This window comes from Pseudomonas sp. W22_MBD1_FP4 (assembly GCF_052113765.1).
Taxonomy (GTDB): domain Bacteria; phylum Pseudomonadota; class Gammaproteobacteria; order Pseudomonadales; family Pseudomonadaceae; genus Aquipseudomonas; species Aquipseudomonas sivasensis.
The window spans coordinates 101,673-117,914 of sequence record NZ_JBGQOI010000001.1 but is presented as its reverse complement, the minus strand read 5'-3'; the positions used below and the strand labels follow the sequence as shown (position 1 = coordinate 117,914).

The window sequence follows — 16,242 nt, the reverse complement described above, 5'->3', positions numbered from 1 at the left end:
CATAGGTGGAATATGGTTAGCCCTGAAGTCACCTTGCACTCTATGCTGAGTTTAGATGAACGATCAGCTTTAGCTGAAATTGAGGCGATCTCCAGCATTTTAAAACTCGTAACACGCCTTACGGGAATGCGATTTGCTGGGATCGCGAAGTTCACCGAAACAGACTGGGTGGTCTGCTCAGCTCACGACCCGTTGCATATGGGGATAGAGGCTGGTGACACGCTAGAGCTGGAAATCACGCTCTGCAGCGAGCTCAGGAGAGACCCTAAGGCACTATTTATTCCTAAAATCAGCGAAGACGGCAGATACTCCAGTCGTGCAGTGGTTAAACGGTATGCGATAGAAAGTTATGCTGGTGTTCCTATCTTCCTTCCCGATGGTAAGCTATATGGTGCTCTATGCGCCCTAGATTCGCGCTCGATACTATTTGAAGATCCGGACTTGGAAGAAACTTTAGCTTTATTTGCAACGTTGATAGGGTGCGTTTTTTTCACTAACCCGCTGCTGAATGAGTCCGAATAACACGGCTTATCTCATGCGAACTATTCAACTTCAATGAGATTGGTTTATAGCTCGGACGTAATCTTGGCATGCTCGTAATGCTATCAACCCATTATCACCTTCATCGGTTATGGCGATAATTCTTTGAGCATGCGCTTGGTCAAGTTGGGCTCGACGGGTTGCATGAACCACGCTGAAGGCGCCGGGGGCGGAAGGCACGTCGCAGCCACTGGGTGGATCCTCGAGGAGGACTGACAGCCGGACATCAGCAGTGGCAAGGCGATCGCGCATGCGAGCCTGATCACGTTGGGCATCGGATAATTCCTTCGTGTGTAGTTGGTCCTGGCTAGCGAGCTGGCGCTCCGTGGCTAGGCGCTTGTCCTGCTGCGTTCTGGCCTGGGCGGCCGCGGCATTACTGATCGCCGCCAGGTCATCCTTGTGCAAGCCTGCCTGCTCGGCGAGTTTCTTGCCCATTCGCCAGTCCTGGACCTGCCAGGTGACGCCGGCGGCGCTGGCCATTAGCACCAGGATCAGCAGCACCAGCCCGGCCAGCTTCTGCACGGGCGTCATCACGGCACATCCTTGAAGAAGAGGTGGTGCCCGAGGCGCAGCGTCTGCTTGGCCTTCGCCGCCCAGACCGGCGCCTTGGGCATCGTGGTTGCGTAGTAGTGCGTGGCGCCGCCAGTTGGATCCGGTACCGAGCCAGACATAACTTGATCAGCAGCACGCTGTGCCTGTGCGAACTGCGCAGCCGGGATCGGTTTGGCGCCGCTGAGGTAGGCATAGTTCGGGTCGTTCTGGTTCCAGCAGCTGAACTGCCAAGGCTTCAGACATACGCCCGCGTAGCCCTCCCCCCACCAAGAATTGTCCTTGCCGTCGAGCACGCGGTTGCGGATGGTCCAGGCCACGGCGACTTGGCCGTCTGGCCCTTCGCCGCGGGCCTCGCCCCACAACGTGCGAGCCAGGATGTCCCGGTCTTTTTCGGAAGTGGTCATACTTTTCTCCAGGCAATAAAAAACCCGCTCAAGGCGGGCGGGGTGTTCAGGCAGGCTTTAGATCTCAGCTTCTTCCGCCGGGGCTTGCTCGACGATATCGGTAGAAGCCTGAATTGTTGGCGGTGGTGACGGCGCCGCATCTAGGACAAGGATGTGCAGGGTTATCATGTGTTTCAGATCGTAAGGGACGCCGTCCTTGGTCACTGCCACAGTTAGCAGCCCGTCGGCAAACTCGATTTCAACGTCTGCTCGTGAGTCGATCTGGTTGACCGTGTAGCCCCAGCCGTCGTCTACCGGCGGGAAAGGAACCATGCCGAGGCAGCCGACAATCTGATAAACACCCTTCGACAATCTCGCCGATGTAACAGCGGTATCGCCCTGGGTTACAAAGTCATAGGTGGCGCCCGTTGCGCCAAGGATGTTGATTGCTGCTCTTGCCATGGTCAGACCGCCTTCAGGGTGCCGTCAGCAGCACGGGTTGTGTTTGCCGTTGTGTAAATCTGGACATATGGCTGCCAGATATTTGCACGCTTTCGTCGGATCCATGTGCGGTCAGAGTCGTGACTGACGAGAATCATCGACATAGATGAGGCATCGGAACCCAAAAAGGCGATCCCTTCGCCATAGTCTGAGCTACTCGGGATGTTCGCTGTTTGCCCCACCCCCCAAAAAAACATCCTGGTGGATGCGATCAGGTTCAAATCAGGATCATATCCATTTGAAGTAGCCCCAAGGCCGCTATACCCCACAGTCACAACCCTTCCCGCCGTCGTATCAGTTTTGCTGGTAACGAGGTCTGCCGTCACTGCGTTGCCAAGTGAGCTTCGCCCCGTGCCCCCTTTGGCCACTGGCAAAACTACTGGAAGCGAACCACCTTCAGCGCCGAGGGATGCAAACAACTCCAGTGTCATTGCATTAATCTTCATGCTCGCAGTGCGAGGTGGATCACCACCAATGCCCTGTGGTGGAGTACCGAGAATAATTTCTTGCCTAGCCATAGAATACCTATTGAATAATTTTGGCGATCATCACAGTTATACCGGTAAAAACCGTATTACCAGCGTTCGCGACAAGCGCAATCTTTAAAAGTCTTGACGGGTAATCCCACATAGCTCCGATTTGCCTTGCCCCTGAACCAGAACTTCCGGCAACTGCGGCCATTATGAAATTATTTATTAGGAAATATTCATCCTCCTGCATATTAAATGGCGCACTAAAATATGTAACCGAAAGCCCCTGACCTGTCTGTCCAGCACCGGTATAAGTCCATGAGTTGCTGGACCGAACAAAAAGAGCAGCGGGAGATCCAGAGTCATATATCAACGCTTTCTCAGCATTCCAAATTCGACCGCCGTATATGGCCGTGGGCTGAGCGACAAAATTAGCAACAAACCATCTACCCGAAGGCTGTATGGTGTATCTGTCATAGCGCCTTACCCTGAACCCAGTCCAATTTCCTGGGCTTCCGTAAATCTCCAAGTTACTCATACCGATAACGCCATTGGCGCTATCTGGTCGAATAAAAACCAGCGGCTGCTCCTGGGTCGTTATTGGGGCAGGAAACATAGTAGAGGATGAATAACCGTCTGATTCATTTGGAGCGTAGCGCCCCTTATAAACCGTAGACATTCGAAAAAACTCGGAGTCAATGACAACACGATTATCATCTCCTGCCGTGAATAGTAAACCGTAAGTTTCAGCCATCACTTAAACCTCACTACTACCAGTCTTTGCTGGACACCAGTTCTTGAGGAGTTACCGTAGGGGTCACCTCGGATAGTTTTCCAAACTCTTACTACGCCGTTTAGAACTTCGGGCTCGACCTGAGCTGAATTCGCAGCGTCGACAGGCCCGACAGGGGTCGGAAATGCTGCTGCGTTCTGAGGCGTGATCCCAGCAATGGCTATATCAATGAACTTAGCGGTACCCCAAGTTGAAGGCGAAATAACAGCGCTGTATACGACCCTCATTGTAAGTGAAGCTGCGTTCAACTCTGGAGCGCCGGTTGCGCTCCAGGTCGCCATTCCAAACTCATCCATTACGAAAGCCTCCCGACCATGGTGCGGCGCACGTCACTACCGTCGTAAACCGCGAGACCATCGTTGTTGAGAAGAGAGGATCCGCCAGTGCCAGCACTACGCAGCGTGAATGTCCCGGCCTTGACGTTGATCTCCAACAGAGGTCGGCCTTTCGAATCGACCGCTTCAGATCTGAGATTCATACCCAGAATGATTTCTTGGATGAAGGCCTTGCTGATAATTGCTTGATTGAGGACTACCTGGTTGTTCTGCACCACGAACATCGGCACCAACTGACCGCTCACTTCATCGACCACAGCGAACCGCTGCGCGAATATGAGGAACTCCGCCTGCTCTCCATCCGACCCGAACGCAAACCCCGAGGCGACTTTTTTCCCGCCAGTTATTGTCTCCGCCTTGAAAGTCACCATCGACGAAACCTTCCCGTCAGTGGTCGCCTGGGCCCTGCTGACCACCTGAATTGCCGCAGAGTTATTGCCGGCTGTGGTCTTGAGGGTTCTGATTTCCTCAGCAGTCGCTGCCTTATCAGTGGCCACGGTGTTCTGCACGGTCGTGATGCTGGCCGCGTTATCTCGAACTTTTGCTTCGACGATGTCTGTGCGCTGTGACTGGGCAAAGTCCCGCTCAGCAATTGCAGACATAAGCGACCAAGCGCCAGCGGACGAAGTGCTGTCACCGGCGCTCCCCTCCTCCGAACCTGCTGATTCGGATTTCACCAGCGCATAGACACCTTCCAGGCGCTCGGCGGTCGCAGTGACTTTCCCGTCGACGTCTTCGATAGCGGTCTTGTTCTTGCTGATCTCCAAGGCCATAGCTGCATTTGTTTCGGCGATGGTGCCTAGGTTGAACCAGTAGTTTGCGTTCGGCGGCGTCGTATTGACTGGGACCGCGGTGGTCGCTTGGAATAGCTGCTGACCCACGCGAACCATGTCGCCCTTTACATAAGTTTTGCTCGGCACGTATTCCAGCGCGTCGACCACTTCAGATATCAGATCTTCCAGTTCCTGCTTGGCCTTCTCAAGTCGATCATTGACCGACCCAGGGCCATCACCAGTAATAAGGTCGATCTCCTCACGCAAGCTCTGGTACAGCGCCCCCTTGCCGATCTTCTCAGCGAAGTACTTGTCGTATTCGGCCTGGTCGGAACTGGCCCGACCATTCACAGCCCCAGGGATAGGCCAGAAAGGCCCCACGTTACCGGTGCGATCCACGAGGCGGGCCCAGAAATATAGGCTCGCCCCTGCCAGGAGGCTGTGCATCTCGTGAGCGGCTTGCGGGTAGCTGAAGTCGCTCAACTTCATCGCGGTAGTCAGGTCAGCCGACTGGCTGTACCAGAGCTCTGTCCGCTGAGTGTCCTCCGAGCCAGGTTGGAAGCCCCACTGAATCCCAATGCCATAGACCAAGCTGGTGGTGCGCAGGAACGCCACCGCCGGCGGCAGGCCGACCTTCCCTTCCAGGTTGGTCAGGTCGGAGCTCTTCCAGATCGATGAGATCTCAAAGGCACTTACGGATCGCACCCGGGCCAGATAGGCGCCCGAGTAAATGCCGGTGACATCCACACTTGTCGCGCCCGTGCGCTGCAGCTTGATCCAGTTACCGCTGTCCTTACGCCACTCCACTTCATACGCGACCGCGCCAGCCACAGCTGGCCACGAGATGTTCATGGTGCTGATCGCCAGGCCCTGGTCCACCGAGTAGTTCGACGTGATGGTGACGCTCGCCGGCGCCGGAACGACAGTGATCGGCACAACGCTGATTGGCCGCTCTTCCAACCGGGCCCCGGTGTCGATGTGATCGAACTTGCTCGGATCGTACTGAACGGCCGAAATTTCAAACACGCCCGGCTCTGGCCGCGCCACGCTGACCACGCGATAAAGCGGGATAGCCAGGTCGTCAGCATCCAGCGCCCACACCAGTTCGCGCTCTGGCGTAACGGAGTAAGCCACCGTGACGGTGACCTGCCGGCCGCTGACCAGTTGCACGGTGCGGCCCTCGCACTTGCCGTCGGGCAGGTTGAGGATCAATCGATCGCCAGGCTTGGCCTGGGTGTCGCGATCCAGGGTGATGACCTTGCCATTCACCGCTGAGATGCGCCCGCCCACAGGGCGCCCCGCCAGCAGTTCGTCAGCAACCGGAATCACGTAGCCCGGGAACGGGATCCGTCCATCAAGCCCGACCTTGAAAGTGACGGCCCGATCTTTGGAGTTGGTGAGGAGCGCCCACTTACCCCGGCGCTGGGCCTCCGACTCTCGGGTGCAACCAATGGCGCTGATCTCCAGCGGATTGTCGCCGTAGCGCCGCTGCAGCTTCGGATCGGTCACCGGTGTTACGTCGGTGTCATAGTTATTGAGCGGGTTGTCGTAGCTAATCAGCGCCCGGCTGTAGCGCGTGCGCTCCGATGCGCTCGAATAGGTGAACTTGCCGTCGATGACGTTCGCCCGGGTGTAGGCAAAGTCGAAGTCGGTAGCGCGCGGCATATCCGAAAGAGTGAAGACTTGACCTTGGGCCCAGTAGGTCATGCCCCTGTAAATCGCCGAGATATCACGCAGCAGAGACCAGGCATCGGCCTTGCTCTGCAGGTTCAAGTTGCAGATGAAGCGAGGCTCTTGGCCGCCCTTTCCGTCCGGCACCAGCTGGTCGCAGTACTGCGATATCCGGTAGAGCTCCCACTTATCCACCATCCACGGCTTGATACGACGGCCAAGGCCGAAACGGTCGTTCGTGGTGATACCGAGCGTCGCCCATGTCGGGTTGTTGGTATACGCCTCTTTGAAGGTGCCATCCCATATACCCGTGTAAGTCCGGGTCGCAGGGTCGTAGTTGCTCGGAACCTGCCATTTTCGAGCTTTGCTGAATACGGTTACGGCCGGAATGCTTCGGAACTGCTCAGCAGAAAACTCAATGAAGAGCAGCGCGGTGTTCGGGTAGCGAATCTTCGCGTCGATTACCTCGGTGAAGCCGGCAATCTGCATGGTGTCGGAGATTTTGTTGTTGTTCTGGTTCGCGGTCAGACGAGTCATCCGCAGTAGCCAACCTGAACTCGCCCTCGGCAAATCGATGCGGCGCGTACGCTCGTAAACGCTTGTAGTCTTTCCGGACACGGCCTCATTCAGCACTTCCTGGTAGGCACCGCCGTCAGTTGCCAACTCGACCTTGTAGCCAATCGTGTACCCGTTGATGTTTCCGCCCGAGTCGATCGACTGAAGTGCCGGCCAGGCAAAGCGCACGCGCACAGCAGAAAGCTGAGTGTTGGTGATGGCTCGAACCCATGGCGTGCCACTGCGCAACTCCGTACCGATCGTTGTTTCGTTCGCGATCGACGGGATGCCTTGGATATAGGTTTGGTTTACCGCCCCGGTGCGCCACTCCCATTTAACGTTCGGGAAGTTCATGTTGCCTTGGGGGTCTTGAAGCGGGGTGTTATCGAGGAAGATATCGCGCGCAGTAGGTGTGCCTTCGAACTCTCCCTCGCCTACGGCGATCAGCATCTTTGCCATAGCGACAGAGCGCAGACTATCCGGCACTTCAGTAGGTGTTTTGGGCTTATCCGATCCGCCCTTAGCGCCATAAACGTCGATTTTGTGTGCTGCGCCCATGCTTTTCTCCAGGCAATAAAAAACCGCCTGATGGGCGGCTGTGGTGCTGCAAGTGACAGTTACATGCGATCTTCTGCGTAGATCTCAGCGCTGATAATCGCGCCGCCCCACCGGCGCTCGCCAATGCAAAGCGGTACCGGGTTACCGGAGGCCGTAGTGTTCTTAGCGCTGCCGAAGGCGTAGCCAGGCGTGTTCTCTGGCGCGGCGCTGGTCTTCAGTCCGCCGGCCTGGGGACTGAGCATCTGGATAACACCGCCGGCGACAAGGCCAATGCCCGCCCCAATGAGCGGAGTGCCGAAAGGGGTTGCCGAAAAGATCACACCCACAACAATCAGGATAGCGCCGACGATAGTTTGGAGAATGCCACTGCGCTTGCTGCCTACCACCACGGGGGCAATCCGGATATCGCCAGCACCGCTATAGTTCAGCTCCTTTTCACCAATGTTGCGCTTGTCACGAAACACCGCGAACTCAAGCCCACGCGACTTGGCGTTAGACAAAAACCGCTCGAACCCAGGGATCTGCACGCATAGTGCCTTGATTGCCTCGGCCGGCGATTTTACCGCGAGCCTGTAGGACTTACCGAACTGACGAAGTTGCCCGTGAAGGCGAATCGTTGTCATAGGTTGGTAGTTGATCGCCGATGCCTGCATCACTTTCTCCGGACAATAAAAAGCCGCCCGGAGGCGGCTTCAAAGATTTCTTGGTTCAGTTGTAATCGACATAGGGACCAATGTAGAACCCGGCCATGTCGCCGCTGATACGGTAGAGGCTTTCTTTGCCAGGCTGCACCGTCGCTGCGATGGTGCGTATCGCAGCGCCTGCGCACAAGCCTGAGCCCGCCAGACCAGCACCTAGATTTGGCGATCCGGGCGGCAAGTAAAAGGTAGCGCGCTGCCCGGTACCTATTTTTGCAGCTCTTCGACCGTCGACGTATACGACAATGTCGCAGCCAGAGCCGACGGCTCCCGAATCACGGACAACTGTGATCTTTCCGCTTTCACCGGCTGGCTTGGATTGGAAGGCGTAAAGCTCGTCGGACGGTACCGGCTCTGCATCCCGCACCGAGATCGCCGACGAGGCACACCCCGCCAACATCACCACAGCTACCGCAGCTATCAAAATCCGCATGTCGTTCCCTCTTTGGTTTGGCGGGACTGTAGCACTGAGGGGGAGATGCAAAAAGCCCAGCGCGGGGCTGGGCTGCCAGATCTGCCATCGACTTTCTCGGAAACCTGCTACTTCAAAATCTCATACCAGATCTGGGCATTAACCAGCATTCTGACGGCGTTAACTTTATCGATCGCATACTGCGGGGCTGTCTCCCAAGGTAGCGAACTGACTGTAAAAACAAGCAGCGGCTCCCCCGTGCCGCGCTCAAGAACAAGTCGAGCTTTAATCGATGTGAACTCAGGCTTGGCATTCAACGTATCGCGCATATTCAGGCGCTGCATTGGCGGAAGCTGACTCCAGGCAACAAACTCTTTAATCGGCTCCAGCCCAGCTGGAAATGTGTCGCGATGTAAGGTATTACCAAACGTCTTTAAAATTTGCCCCATGTCATCGGTGAAGTCGAGCCATTGATTGTTATCGGCTATCCGTGCGGGCAGCATTCTATTCCGAAAATTGGGATTAGAACTCAGCATGCCTGACTCACCATCAAAGCGACTGTACTGAATGTCCGTTCGATTGAACTCATAAAAGCGCAGGGTTGCGTACTTGTCGAAAGTCGACACAGCTGAGCAGCCAGACAACAGGAAAATGGGAATAGTGAGCGAGATCGCTACGAGCAATTTACGCATGGGCATCCTTGCGATTTAGACGGATAGAAGAATTTGGAACTCAACCACTGTACCCCGGACCTGGCCGGGCATCCAAGTCAGTGAGGGGGTAATGCAAAAGCCTGGCACGGTTCCTATTTCCCCAAAAACTAAGGACGAGGATCACGCTTGGCTGGAGTGGGAAATGTCACACCGCGCTTTTCCAGCATAGATATCACTGTGTTCTTCCATCGCTGAGCTTCGGAGTCCGGGGGCACTATTATGATTTGAACGCCCTTGGCTAGGCCATTTAGATCGTAGTTGTAACCATGTTCAAGCAGCCAGGCTACGACTTCAAAGTGCGAGCTCACTACAGCTGCATCTGCTGCTGATCCCCCAAAAGCATCATGATCGTTAATATCTGCGCCAGCAGCGACAAGTAACTTTACGTTTTCCAGTCGGCCCTCGCTGGCCGCGAGGTTTAGGGGTCGATCTGTCATGTCTGTCTGAGAATCGCCCTTTGCGTCTCCCCCATAGCGAAGCATCAGGGCTAAGCCCTCTAGGCTGTTACCGCCCGACATGAGCCACATTGGGGAAATCCCTTTGAATTTCTCGGTCGCAAAATTAGGGTCGGCTCCTGCTTTAAGTAACGCCTCTGTACCCTGCCAGTTTCTTGCTTTTATCGCCCACATGAGCGGCGTAGTACCATCGGTACCTACGCTATTTACATCAGCACCTTGGGAGGCGAATTCAGCGACGTCTTGAGTGCGCCCCTCCATCGCCGCATTAATCATTGCCGTGACTTTAGCGTCGTTATAGACCTGATTTACGGTGTTCCCAGCGAGACGCGTGTTTGACTGACAGGCCGTCAGACTCAAAACCAACACCAAAAGCGCTGGCAATGAAAATCCTTTTTTACTCATCAAGGCGTCCTTCTCCTGAACGTCGCAATCACTATTTTTTGAGAAACCAAGCGGCTACTGAGCGGCCGGCAGCTGAAAATTACTTGAATTGTAAACAAAGGCAAGTGGCCATCGCCGATCAAAAACTGACCCCTCCGTTGACCTGGCCAGGTACCCAGTGAGGATGGAATCCCAGTGGCTAAGCACCTATATTTCGAGAGTTGCGTTTAGCCTTTTGAAACGGCGGATCTAATCAACAAGTGATCTCACCATCAAAACACTCAAGTAATTAGTGTGAGGCCGCCAGTCGTGCTCACCAGCAATCTCATAACCCCAGCGCCTGTACATTGAAATCAACCCCTCAGCCGGAACTGCGGTATCCAATGCCATACGCTTTCCCCCTCTCAATCTCGCAGCCTCAAGCACATGCTCATGCAAAGCCAACCCTATCCCGAAACCTTTATAAGCGGGTGCCACTGCAAACTGGCCAATGCTCCATGTGTGAACATCCCGATATAGCGCAACAGTTGAATCAGGCTGAGGCGGCCGCAAAGTAATCGTCCCAGCTATTTGCCCCTCTATTTCAGCGACAAAACCATAACCAGAGGCTAGCCGCTGCGCTGTGTCACTGACAGTCTGATGGGTCCCCCAATATCGAAGCCCTAGCGCGGCATGAGGCGCATACGCCGTATGCACCAACTCCGTGAGAAGCTCCAAGCTGTCTTCAGGCTGGAAGTGGCGAACGAGGATCTTGCTCATTGGGCACCTGCTACCACTACAGATGCCATATTGATCTTCATGATCTGATCCTTCACGGCCAAATCAAAATCCTAGCATACTGGCCTGGCCAGGCATCCAGCGTGGATGGAATGCCAGTGGCGGTTGATCCGGAAGCGATAGTAGCCTCCGGCAACTCAAAGTCGGCCAGGAGGCCATATGTCCTCGCTCTTGTTCTATACGGATGAAAACGAAGCGATTGTAGCCACGGATACGCTTTTACATTATTCCGTAGATACGCCCCCAGGCTACGTGAGTAAAGCTATCGCCATCCCGCACATGCGTATGGTCATCGCAGCGACAGGCTCCGCACTGCTTTTCAGCCGCTGGGTCGGCCTTGTGAATAACCAAGGTTTTGCCCTCGATGTAGACGCGGTCGATGCTCATGCGCCCCAAGAGCTTAAGGCCCTCTGGAGCGAATTGAATCGACATGCTCCCGCCCTCAAGAACCAATCTGCAACGATCTATCACTTCGGGATTTCCGACGACTCTGGAAAAATCCATGGATTCGCTTACCGTTCCGTGTCGGACTTTAAATCCGAGGCTTTAGATTATGGCCTTGGCGTAAAACCAGAGCTTATGGATAAAGCGGGGATAGACTGGAGCTCGTTCCCAACGTGTGCACCCGAGATAATGCGTGCGCAGTCGCGGCAGGAAGAAGGAAAGACCAAAGATCGCGTCTACATTGGCGGCTCAGTCCACGTCACTCACCTGACAGAGGGCGGCTTCTCGATTTACTCCATGGGCAAACTGGCTTGAGCATCCTTGTGCCTGAGGATCAGGCGCGTTCGGTCATACCAAGGGCCGCCGTAGACGATGATCTCGGACGGTCTGCCGTACAGGTGGTGCAACAGGAACGGGCCGGGGCCGAATGCGCCAGACTCTTCGCCGCATAGCGCTGTATCGGTGCCGAGATAGATCCCTGCATGGTTCGGGTGAGCCGTGCGGCCTACCTGCATTACCAACAGATCACCGCGTTGCGGTCGGTCGACGCGTACAAAACCGGCGGCTTCGTAGTGCTGCTCGTATAGGCTGGCGTTCTCTGCGCGCTCCCACCAGCCATCGACGCGCTGGAAGGCTTCAAACTCCAAACCCCATTCGCGTGCAAACCAATCAGCGCAGACTTGCCAGCAATCCCAGGCCCCATGCACGAACGGGCGATTGAGCAGCGGCGTGCTGCCCGTAGGCGTGATCGTCCTTAAATCCCCCTCCGGCCACGACAGAATGTGCCATGGCAAGGCCGTGGCCTCGCATATGGCCAAGTCGTGAGGTGACGGCCTGCTGGTGGCGTCCGGGTGTGAATGGACAATGCCGATCACATCGCCCATGTCTTCCGCCGTAGCGTAGTCCTCTGGGTCGAGGCGGAACTCTTCGTTAGGCTCCGTGGCGATGTTCCGGCACGGGAAGTACTTCTGCGCTCGTCCGACGGCAATCAACAGGCCGCAGCATTCGCGCGGGTACTCGGCCGCCGCATGCGACTGGATGGCCGCAATGATGTGCTTGCGCATGGTCAACTCCGGGCAATCAGGGAGACGGCAGGGAATCCACCGAAGGACAGTTCGTTGTTCTCGCCGAAGCGCAGCTTGCAGGACGACAGGCAGCCCTTGCACTGATCCTTCGACGGATCGTCTGTTGGGTTGTCCTCGTCATCGAACATGGCCGCGCCGGTGTAGCCACAGTCCGGCCCCCGGTAACCGTTGGTCATGGCCCAGTGGCAGAACGTGGTCATTTGCCGCCCGGGAAGCCCGTGGTTATCGATCTCGCCAGGGGAGGAAAGCTCCCAGACCACTGCCTCGCCGTCCTCACTGGTTTTCTGGTCGATGTACCAGATCTCCAGCGCCTCCTGGGTCGGATCCGCAGTTCGGTTGCCGTCAGGGTAGTTCGCCGCGTCCAGGTACTGTGCCAACGTCTCACGGACCGTCAGCTTGAACTTGAGCATGTCTTCGAAGGCCAGGCAAAGCGCAGTGACACGCCCGTTGACGTTGCCGGCGGCGAAGGTCGGTCGAGAGGCGGTGCCATCGCTGCTAGAAGAGATCCCCTCAATCTGAACCGGCCATGCCGCATACTCCTGGCCCTGCCAGATAATCGACTTGGCGGGCAGATCCTCTTCAGAGCCTTCGTAGGCAAGCAATTCCTCTGGCGTGTGCGGGATAGCGTGACCGTGGAAGCGCAGGTAATCGGCGCCGTATTCGGTACCATCAATTTCGAACAGGCGAATCTCGCCGCCGGGCTCCAGTTTCTGGATGTCCGTGATCAGTGCCATGGGCTGTTATCTCAAGGGTGAAAGGTTTGCTGGAAAGTGGCGGTGATCGCGTAGACCTGGCCGCCGCGATGCACCGGCTTGTAGCCGTTGCACCTGTATAGGCCAAGCTCACCCAGGGGCGGCTCCCAGAGGAAGCCCTTCGCCCCTTTGTGCCGGTCAAGGAACGCCATGATGTCCTTGATACGCCCCTTCAAACCGGTGAAGGTCACCGGCCAGGACTGCGACCGGTTGTTGAGGCCATCCTCGACCGACTGCTCGTAGCCATCGCCAAACTTCTTGGAGCGAACGCGCTGGGCTATATCACCCTCTGCGCCCTTCTCCGTCGCCCAAGTGAAACGTTCGATAGCCATCAGCGCCCCTTGATTGCTTTGTTGATGACGCCACCCTGGCCCATGTCTTTGTTGCGCATCTGCTGGTATTTCTGCTCAACGAACGCGGCCAGCTCCTTGCCGAACAGGTCATAGCCGGGTGCGTCGGCGGTGGACGATGCATTGCCGTCGCCATCGATGTGCACCTCGACATTGATCTGCGTTGAGCCGGATCCACCGCCGCCCATGGACATGACCCCAAGCTTGCCGCTCGACGTCCGGGTCAGGGGCATGATTGCCTCTTCCCCTGCCTCACCCATAACGCCGGTCTTGCCGCTGGCCATGCCAAACGCCGTGGGCTTGCTGACGATGGAGTTAGTGAACGCACCGCCGTCGGCAAACATCTGCACACCGCCCGACCATGCGCCGCCCAAAGCCTGGGGAAAGTAAGTGCTGGAGTAGCCAGCCGAGGACGCGCCGAGGTTCGACGATGTAGCGCCAGCGGAACCGGCAGCCATGCCATTACCGCCGCCAGCAGCGGTACCACCGAAGTAGCTGGCCGCTGCGCCAACCAAGCTGCCCAGCAAGGCCGAACTCGCCTGACGGGTCGCGATACGCGCCATATCCGCCAAAATCGACTTGGTGAAGTCCGCAAAGGAAAGCTTCCCAGTCATGGCGAAGTTGACGATCGAGTCCTCCATGGAGCTGAAGGCGTTGCCGAATAGGCTTTTGGTCTGGCCAGCGATGTTCTGCGCCGAGTCCAGGTAGTTGTCCCATGCCGCAGTCGCCCCCTTCGTCCAATCGCCCTGCGCATTCTCCACATCCGCATAGTCCTGCCGGATCTGGTCCGTCGCGGCATTATTCGCATCTGCGAGCGCCTGCGACTTCCGCTTAAACTCCTCCTCCGACATGTTGCGCGACGGATCGGACTTCTGGTTGGCAAGCTCCAGCGACTGCTGAGCAAAACGGTCCTGCTGGCTATTCAGCTCGCCGCTGAGCGCGTTCTGTCGATCGCCCTGCCCTACGCCGAGCACTGCGCGCTGGCCTGCGAGTTCCAAGGCTCTCTGTTGCTGCCCCAGCGCCTGCACGTATGTACTGATCGCCCGCTCTTGCTTTGCCAGGCGCCCGGTCTCATTGGTTGCGAGCACTTCAAGCTGACTGTCAGCGTCCTTCTGCGCCTTGACGATGCCTGCGCGCGCGTCGGCGATCTTCTGGTCCAGTTGGATGCTTTGCGCAGCCGACGTGGACTTTTTGCCCTTGGCCGCTTCCAGTGCGGCAATCTCAGCCTCGTATGCTGCCGTGGTTTGGTCGAGCTGATTGCCGATCAGAGCCTGGCGCCGCAGCAGATAGTCTTCCTCAGACAGCAGGCCTGCCTTCTGCGCCGCTTCCAGTTCCTTCTGGTAGTTTTTGTAGGTGTCGGTAATGGCCGCCAGTTCGTTCTTGGCGTCGTTGAATCTAGTCAGGTCGACCTGCGTGCCGGCGGTTTTGGGATCCTTGAACTTGTCGCTGATGTTGGAGATGTTTTTGTCGACCGTAGCCTGGACCAGGCGCGGGTCGTTCGGCGAAACCTTGCGGATGTCGTCGAGCTGTTTTTTGTAATCCTTGAGTGCCTCGGTGCGCTTCTGCTCATTCGTCCAGGATGACTTGGTGAGCGCGTCAATCTTCTGCATCGACGTAACAGCAGCCTGCTGAGCCTTTGAACGCTCGCCTTCCTGCTTCGCAATATCAGCCTCTGCGTCGCGCTGGTCCTCCAGCATATTCAGTTGATTGGTGTAGTAATCAACCATCACCTGCTTGTTTTGAAAGAGGCCGATATCGCCGGATTGCGCGCTTGCCAGGTTGCGGCGAGCCTGCTCAATATCGGAACCAATATCTGTACGGCCGATGTTCTTGAGGTTGTCGGCGGCGCGCGCTACAGCGTTGTAACCCTTCTCCCAAAAACTGAGGTTTTCCAGTATCTTCGGTGTGCGCTCATTGATCGCGTCAGCGTATTGCTCGGTCGCCAGCTTCACTGCGCCGGCGTGGTCGCCCTGCTCCTCAAGTGCGGTGATCTGCGAGTAAACCGAGGCTGTCAGGTAGTGGTACTGCTCGTTCAGTGCTGCTGAGGCCTTCACAGGGTCATCAGCCAGCTTCACGAACTCGGCCACCGTATCGCTGACCGCCTTGCCCGTGGCTTCCTGCATCGACACTGCGGCCTGAGTGATACCGGTGAAGCTCTCGCTGGCGATCTTGCCGTTGTCTGCCAGAATCGCCAAGACCGACGCTGCCTGTCCTGTAGTGCCCACGGTTGCGCTGACCTGCCGCGCCATGTCGCCCAGTTGCCCGGCGCTGACACCGGCGTAGTTACCGGTGAGGATCAGTGACTTGTTGTAGTTGTCCTGTTCTTCGCTGCCTTTGTAGTACGCGTATGCAAGACCGCCAACAGCAGCCGTTGCAAGCGCCAAAGGCCCTAAAATCGCGAGCAGCCCAGCAGCGCCCGCCCCGGCACCAGCGCCCAACTGAGCCACGGCACGCACGCCGCTACCCCAGTCACCCGACGACAACGCATTACCGAGCTGAACAACGTTCTCCTGGGCCTGACGTGTGCCGAGACGCAGTTTGTCGAATCCTGTGGTGGTCTTTTCGAGCTTGGCGTAATCCTTGTCGATTTTACCCAGGGCGCTGTTGTACTGGTCCTGGCTGATTCGCCCGGCATCCAGGTGCTTGCCAAGTTGCTCGACCTGGGTATCCAGCTTGGCCAGTGCAGCCCGAGCCGGGTCGATGGCACCCAGCAGGCTGTTCAGGGCCTTCTGTTCATCCAGGGCGGACTTGGCCAGGGCGATTTGCTGCTTGTCCAACTGAGCGGAGATCTTCGCCGCCTCGGCCTCGCCATAGGCGCCGGTCTTGGTCAGCTTGGCGAGAGCGTCACGCTGCTTTGCCAGGTCCTGGGTGGTTTTGGCACTGGTGGAAAGCGATTTCTCCAGCGCCTGCATTTCGTTCATCAGCGAAACAGCGGACTGCTCGGCCCGGCCGCCGGCCTTCGCCATCTCATCCAGGCTCGTTTTCGCCTGGATTGCATCGGCCGAGTCGATCTTGACGCCGAGTTCTGCAATGTTCATCGA

Annotated in this window: 17 protein-coding genes; 2 read left to right on the top strand and 15 right to left on the bottom strand. The window is 56.9% G+C overall.

Going from position 1 to position 16,242, the window contains the following annotated elements; translation table 11 throughout:
• Window positions 1-12: 12 nt before the first annotated feature.
• Window positions 13-522, top strand: a complete 510-nt coding sequence (locus tag ACEN2T_RS00675) for a GAF domain-containing protein (protein WP_442116102.1) — start codon at window positions 13-15, stop codon at window positions 520-522.
• A 30-nt stretch (window positions 523-552) separates the two neighbouring features.
• Here ACEN2T_RS00675 and ACEN2T_RS00670 read toward each other — a convergent pair whose 3' ends face one another.
• The 11 genes from ACEN2T_RS00670 to ACEN2T_RS00620 form a co-directional block, all read right to left on the bottom strand.
• Window positions 553-1,071 carry a lysis protein gene (locus ACEN2T_RS00670; RefSeq protein ID WP_442116101.1) on the bottom strand — a complete coding sequence of 173 codons (519 nt, stop codon included), beginning with the start codon at window positions 1,069-1,071 and terminating at the stop codon, window positions 553-555.
• Complete coding sequence (locus tag ACEN2T_RS00665) at window positions 1,071-1,496, bottom strand: cell wall hydrolase (RefSeq protein ID WP_442116100.1); 426 nt, start codon at window positions 1,494-1,496, stop codon at window positions 1,071-1,073. Before ACEN2T_RS00665 ends, ACEN2T_RS00670 begins: the two co-directional genes overlap by 1 nt.
• A 57-nt stretch (window positions 1,497-1,553) precedes the next feature.
• Window positions 1,554-1,937, bottom strand: a complete 384-nt coding sequence (locus tag ACEN2T_RS00660) for a phage tail protein (RefSeq protein WP_442116099.1) — start codon at window positions 1,935-1,937, stop codon at window positions 1,554-1,556.
• 2 nt (window positions 1,938-1,939) lie between these two features.
• Window positions 1,940-2,422: a hypothetical protein gene (locus ACEN2T_RS00655; RefSeq protein ID WP_442116098.1), complete on the bottom strand. Its 483-nt coding sequence runs from the start codon at window positions 2,420-2,422 to the stop codon at window positions 1,940-1,942.
• A 79-nt stretch (window positions 2,423-2,501) separates the two neighbouring features.
• A complete protein-coding gene (locus tag ACEN2T_RS00650) occupies window positions 2,502-3,200 on the bottom strand; it encodes a hypothetical protein (protein ID WP_442116097.1) in 699 nt (232 codons plus the stop codon).
• A gap of 334 nt (window positions 3,201-3,534) precedes the next feature.
• Complete coding sequence (locus ACEN2T_RS00645; protein ID WP_442116096.1) at window positions 3,535-7,131, bottom strand: host specificity protein J; 3,597 nt, start codon at window positions 7,129-7,131, stop codon at window positions 3,535-3,537.
• A gap of 59 nt (window positions 7,132-7,190) precedes the next feature.
• The gene (locus ACEN2T_RS00640; RefSeq protein WP_427584142.1) at window positions 7,191-7,784 is read right to left on the bottom strand and encodes a tail assembly protein; all 594 of its coding nucleotides are present in this window, start codon (window positions 7,782-7,784) and stop codon (window positions 7,191-7,193) included.
• Window positions 7,785-7,839: 55 nt separating this feature from the next.
• Window positions 7,840-8,262, bottom strand: a complete 423-nt coding sequence (locus tag ACEN2T_RS00635; protein ID WP_427584143.1) for a hypothetical protein — start codon at window positions 8,260-8,262, stop codon at window positions 7,840-7,842.
• A 107-nt stretch (window positions 8,263-8,369) separates the two neighbouring features.
• The gene (locus tag ACEN2T_RS00630; protein WP_122757220.1) at window positions 8,370-8,933 is read right to left on the bottom strand and encodes a hypothetical protein; all 564 of its coding nucleotides are present in this window, start codon (window positions 8,931-8,933) and stop codon (window positions 8,370-8,372) included.
• Window positions 8,934-9,061: 128 nt separating this feature from the next.
• Window positions 9,062-9,814, bottom strand: a complete 753-nt coding sequence (locus ACEN2T_RS00625; protein WP_442116095.1) for an ankyrin repeat domain-containing protein — start codon at window positions 9,812-9,814, stop codon at window positions 9,062-9,064.
• A gap of 228 nt (window positions 9,815-10,042) precedes the next feature.
• Window positions 10,043-10,552 (bottom strand): GNAT family N-acetyltransferase, encoded by a 510-nt coding sequence (locus ACEN2T_RS00620; RefSeq protein ID WP_442116094.1) that lies wholly within the window; start codon window positions 10,550-10,552, stop codon window positions 10,043-10,045.
• Window positions 10,553-10,729: 177 nt separating this feature from the next.
• Between ACEN2T_RS00620 and ACEN2T_RS00615 the strand changes: the two genes are divergently transcribed.
• Window positions 10,730-11,329, top strand: coding sequence for a hypothetical protein (locus ACEN2T_RS00615; protein ID WP_442116093.1), 600 nt, complete (start codon window positions 10,730-10,732; stop codon window positions 11,327-11,329).
• Here the strand turns inward: ACEN2T_RS00615 and ACEN2T_RS00610 are convergent.
• The 4 genes from ACEN2T_RS00610 to ACEN2T_RS00595 are packed head-to-tail and all read right to left on the bottom strand — an operon-like array spanning window position 11,305 to window position 16,239.
• Window positions 11,305-12,078 (bottom strand): C40 family peptidase, encoded by a 774-nt coding sequence (locus ACEN2T_RS00610; protein WP_442116092.1) that lies wholly within the window; start codon window positions 12,076-12,078, stop codon window positions 11,305-11,307. The two genes, ACEN2T_RS00615 and ACEN2T_RS00610, sit on opposite strands and share 25 nt — an antisense overlap.
• A gap of 2 nt (window positions 12,079-12,080) precedes the next feature.
• Entirely contained in the window at window positions 12,081-12,833 is a 753-nt protein-coding gene (locus ACEN2T_RS00605) for a phage minor tail protein L (protein WP_442116091.1), read from the bottom strand.
• Window positions 12,834-12,844: 11 nt separating this feature from the next.
• On the bottom strand, window positions 12,845-13,183 hold the full coding sequence (locus ACEN2T_RS00600; RefSeq protein ID WP_442116090.1) for a phage tail protein: 339 nt from the start codon (window positions 13,181-13,183) through the stop codon (window positions 12,845-12,847).
• Window positions 13,183-16,239: a phage tail tape measure protein gene (locus ACEN2T_RS00595; protein ID WP_442116089.1), complete on the bottom strand. Its 3,057-nt coding sequence runs from the start codon at window positions 16,237-16,239 to the stop codon at window positions 13,183-13,185. Before ACEN2T_RS00595 ends, ACEN2T_RS00600 begins: the two co-directional genes overlap by 1 nt.
• Window positions 16,240-16,242: the final 3 nt, after the last annotated feature.

What these genes read in the sequence shown, in the direction of transcription:
- ACEN2T_RS00615 (WP_442116093.1), top strand. Translation starts at nt 10,730, where the DNA reads ATGTCCTCGCTCTTGTTCTATACGGATGAAAACGAAGCGATTGTAGCC.
- ACEN2T_RS00625 (WP_442116095.1), bottom strand. Translation starts at nt 9,814, where the DNA reads ATGAGTAAAAAAGGATTTTCATTGCCAGCGCTTTTGGTGTTGGTTTTG.
- ACEN2T_RS00660 (WP_442116099.1), bottom strand. Translation starts at nt 1,937, where the DNA reads ATGGCAAGAGCAGCAATCAACATCCTTGGCGCAACGGGCGCCACCTAT.
- ACEN2T_RS00630 (WP_122757220.1), bottom strand. Translation starts at nt 8,933, where the DNA reads ATGCGTAAATTGCTCGTAGCGATCTCGCTCACTATTCCCATTTTCCTG.
- ACEN2T_RS00605 (WP_442116091.1), bottom strand. Translation starts at nt 12,833, where the DNA reads ATGGCACTGATCACGGACATCCAGAAACTGGAGCCCGGCGGCGAGATT.
- ACEN2T_RS00640 (WP_427584142.1), bottom strand. Translation starts at nt 7,784, where the DNA reads ATGCAGGCATCGGCGATCAACTACCAACCTATGACAACGATTCGCCTT.
- ACEN2T_RS00595 (WP_442116089.1), bottom strand. Translation starts at nt 16,239, where the DNA reads ATGAACATTGCAGAACTCGGCGTCAAGATCGACTCGGCCGATGCAATC.
- ACEN2T_RS00610 (WP_442116092.1), bottom strand. Translation starts at nt 12,078, where the DNA reads ATGCGCAAGCACATCATTGCGGCCATCCAGTCGCATGCGGCGGCCGAG.
- ACEN2T_RS00635 (WP_427584143.1), bottom strand. Translation starts at nt 8,262, where the DNA reads ATGCGGATTTTGATAGCTGCGGTAGCTGTGGTGATGTTGGCGGGGTGT.
- ACEN2T_RS00655 (WP_442116098.1), bottom strand. Translation starts at nt 2,422, where the DNA reads ATGAAGATTAATGCAATGACACTGGAGTTGTTTGCATCCCTCGGCGCT.
- ACEN2T_RS00675 (WP_442116102.1), top strand. Translation starts at nt 13, where the DNA reads ATGGTTAGCCCTGAAGTCACCTTGCACTCTATGCTGAGTTTAGATGAA.
- ACEN2T_RS00620 (WP_442116094.1), bottom strand. Translation starts at nt 10,552, where the DNA reads ATGAGCAAGATCCTCGTTCGCCACTTCCAGCCTGAAGACAGCTTGGAG.
- ACEN2T_RS00600 (WP_442116090.1), bottom strand. Translation starts at nt 13,183, where the DNA reads ATGGCTATCGAACGTTTCACTTGGGCGACGGAGAAGGGCGCAGAGGGT.
- ACEN2T_RS00670 (WP_442116101.1), bottom strand. Translation starts at nt 1,071, where the DNA reads ATGACGCCCGTGCAGAAGCTGGCCGGGCTGGTGCTGCTGATCCTGGTG.
- ACEN2T_RS00645 (WP_442116096.1), bottom strand. Translation starts at nt 7,131, where the DNA reads ATGGGCGCAGCACACAAAATCGACGTTTATGGCGCTAAGGGCGGATCG.
- ACEN2T_RS00650 (WP_442116097.1), bottom strand. Translation starts at nt 3,200, where the DNA reads ATGGCTGAAACTTACGGTTTACTATTCACGGCAGGAGATGATAATCGT.
- ACEN2T_RS00665 (WP_442116100.1), bottom strand. Translation starts at nt 1,496, where the DNA reads ATGACCACTTCCGAAAAAGACCGGGACATCCTGGCTCGCACGTTGTGG.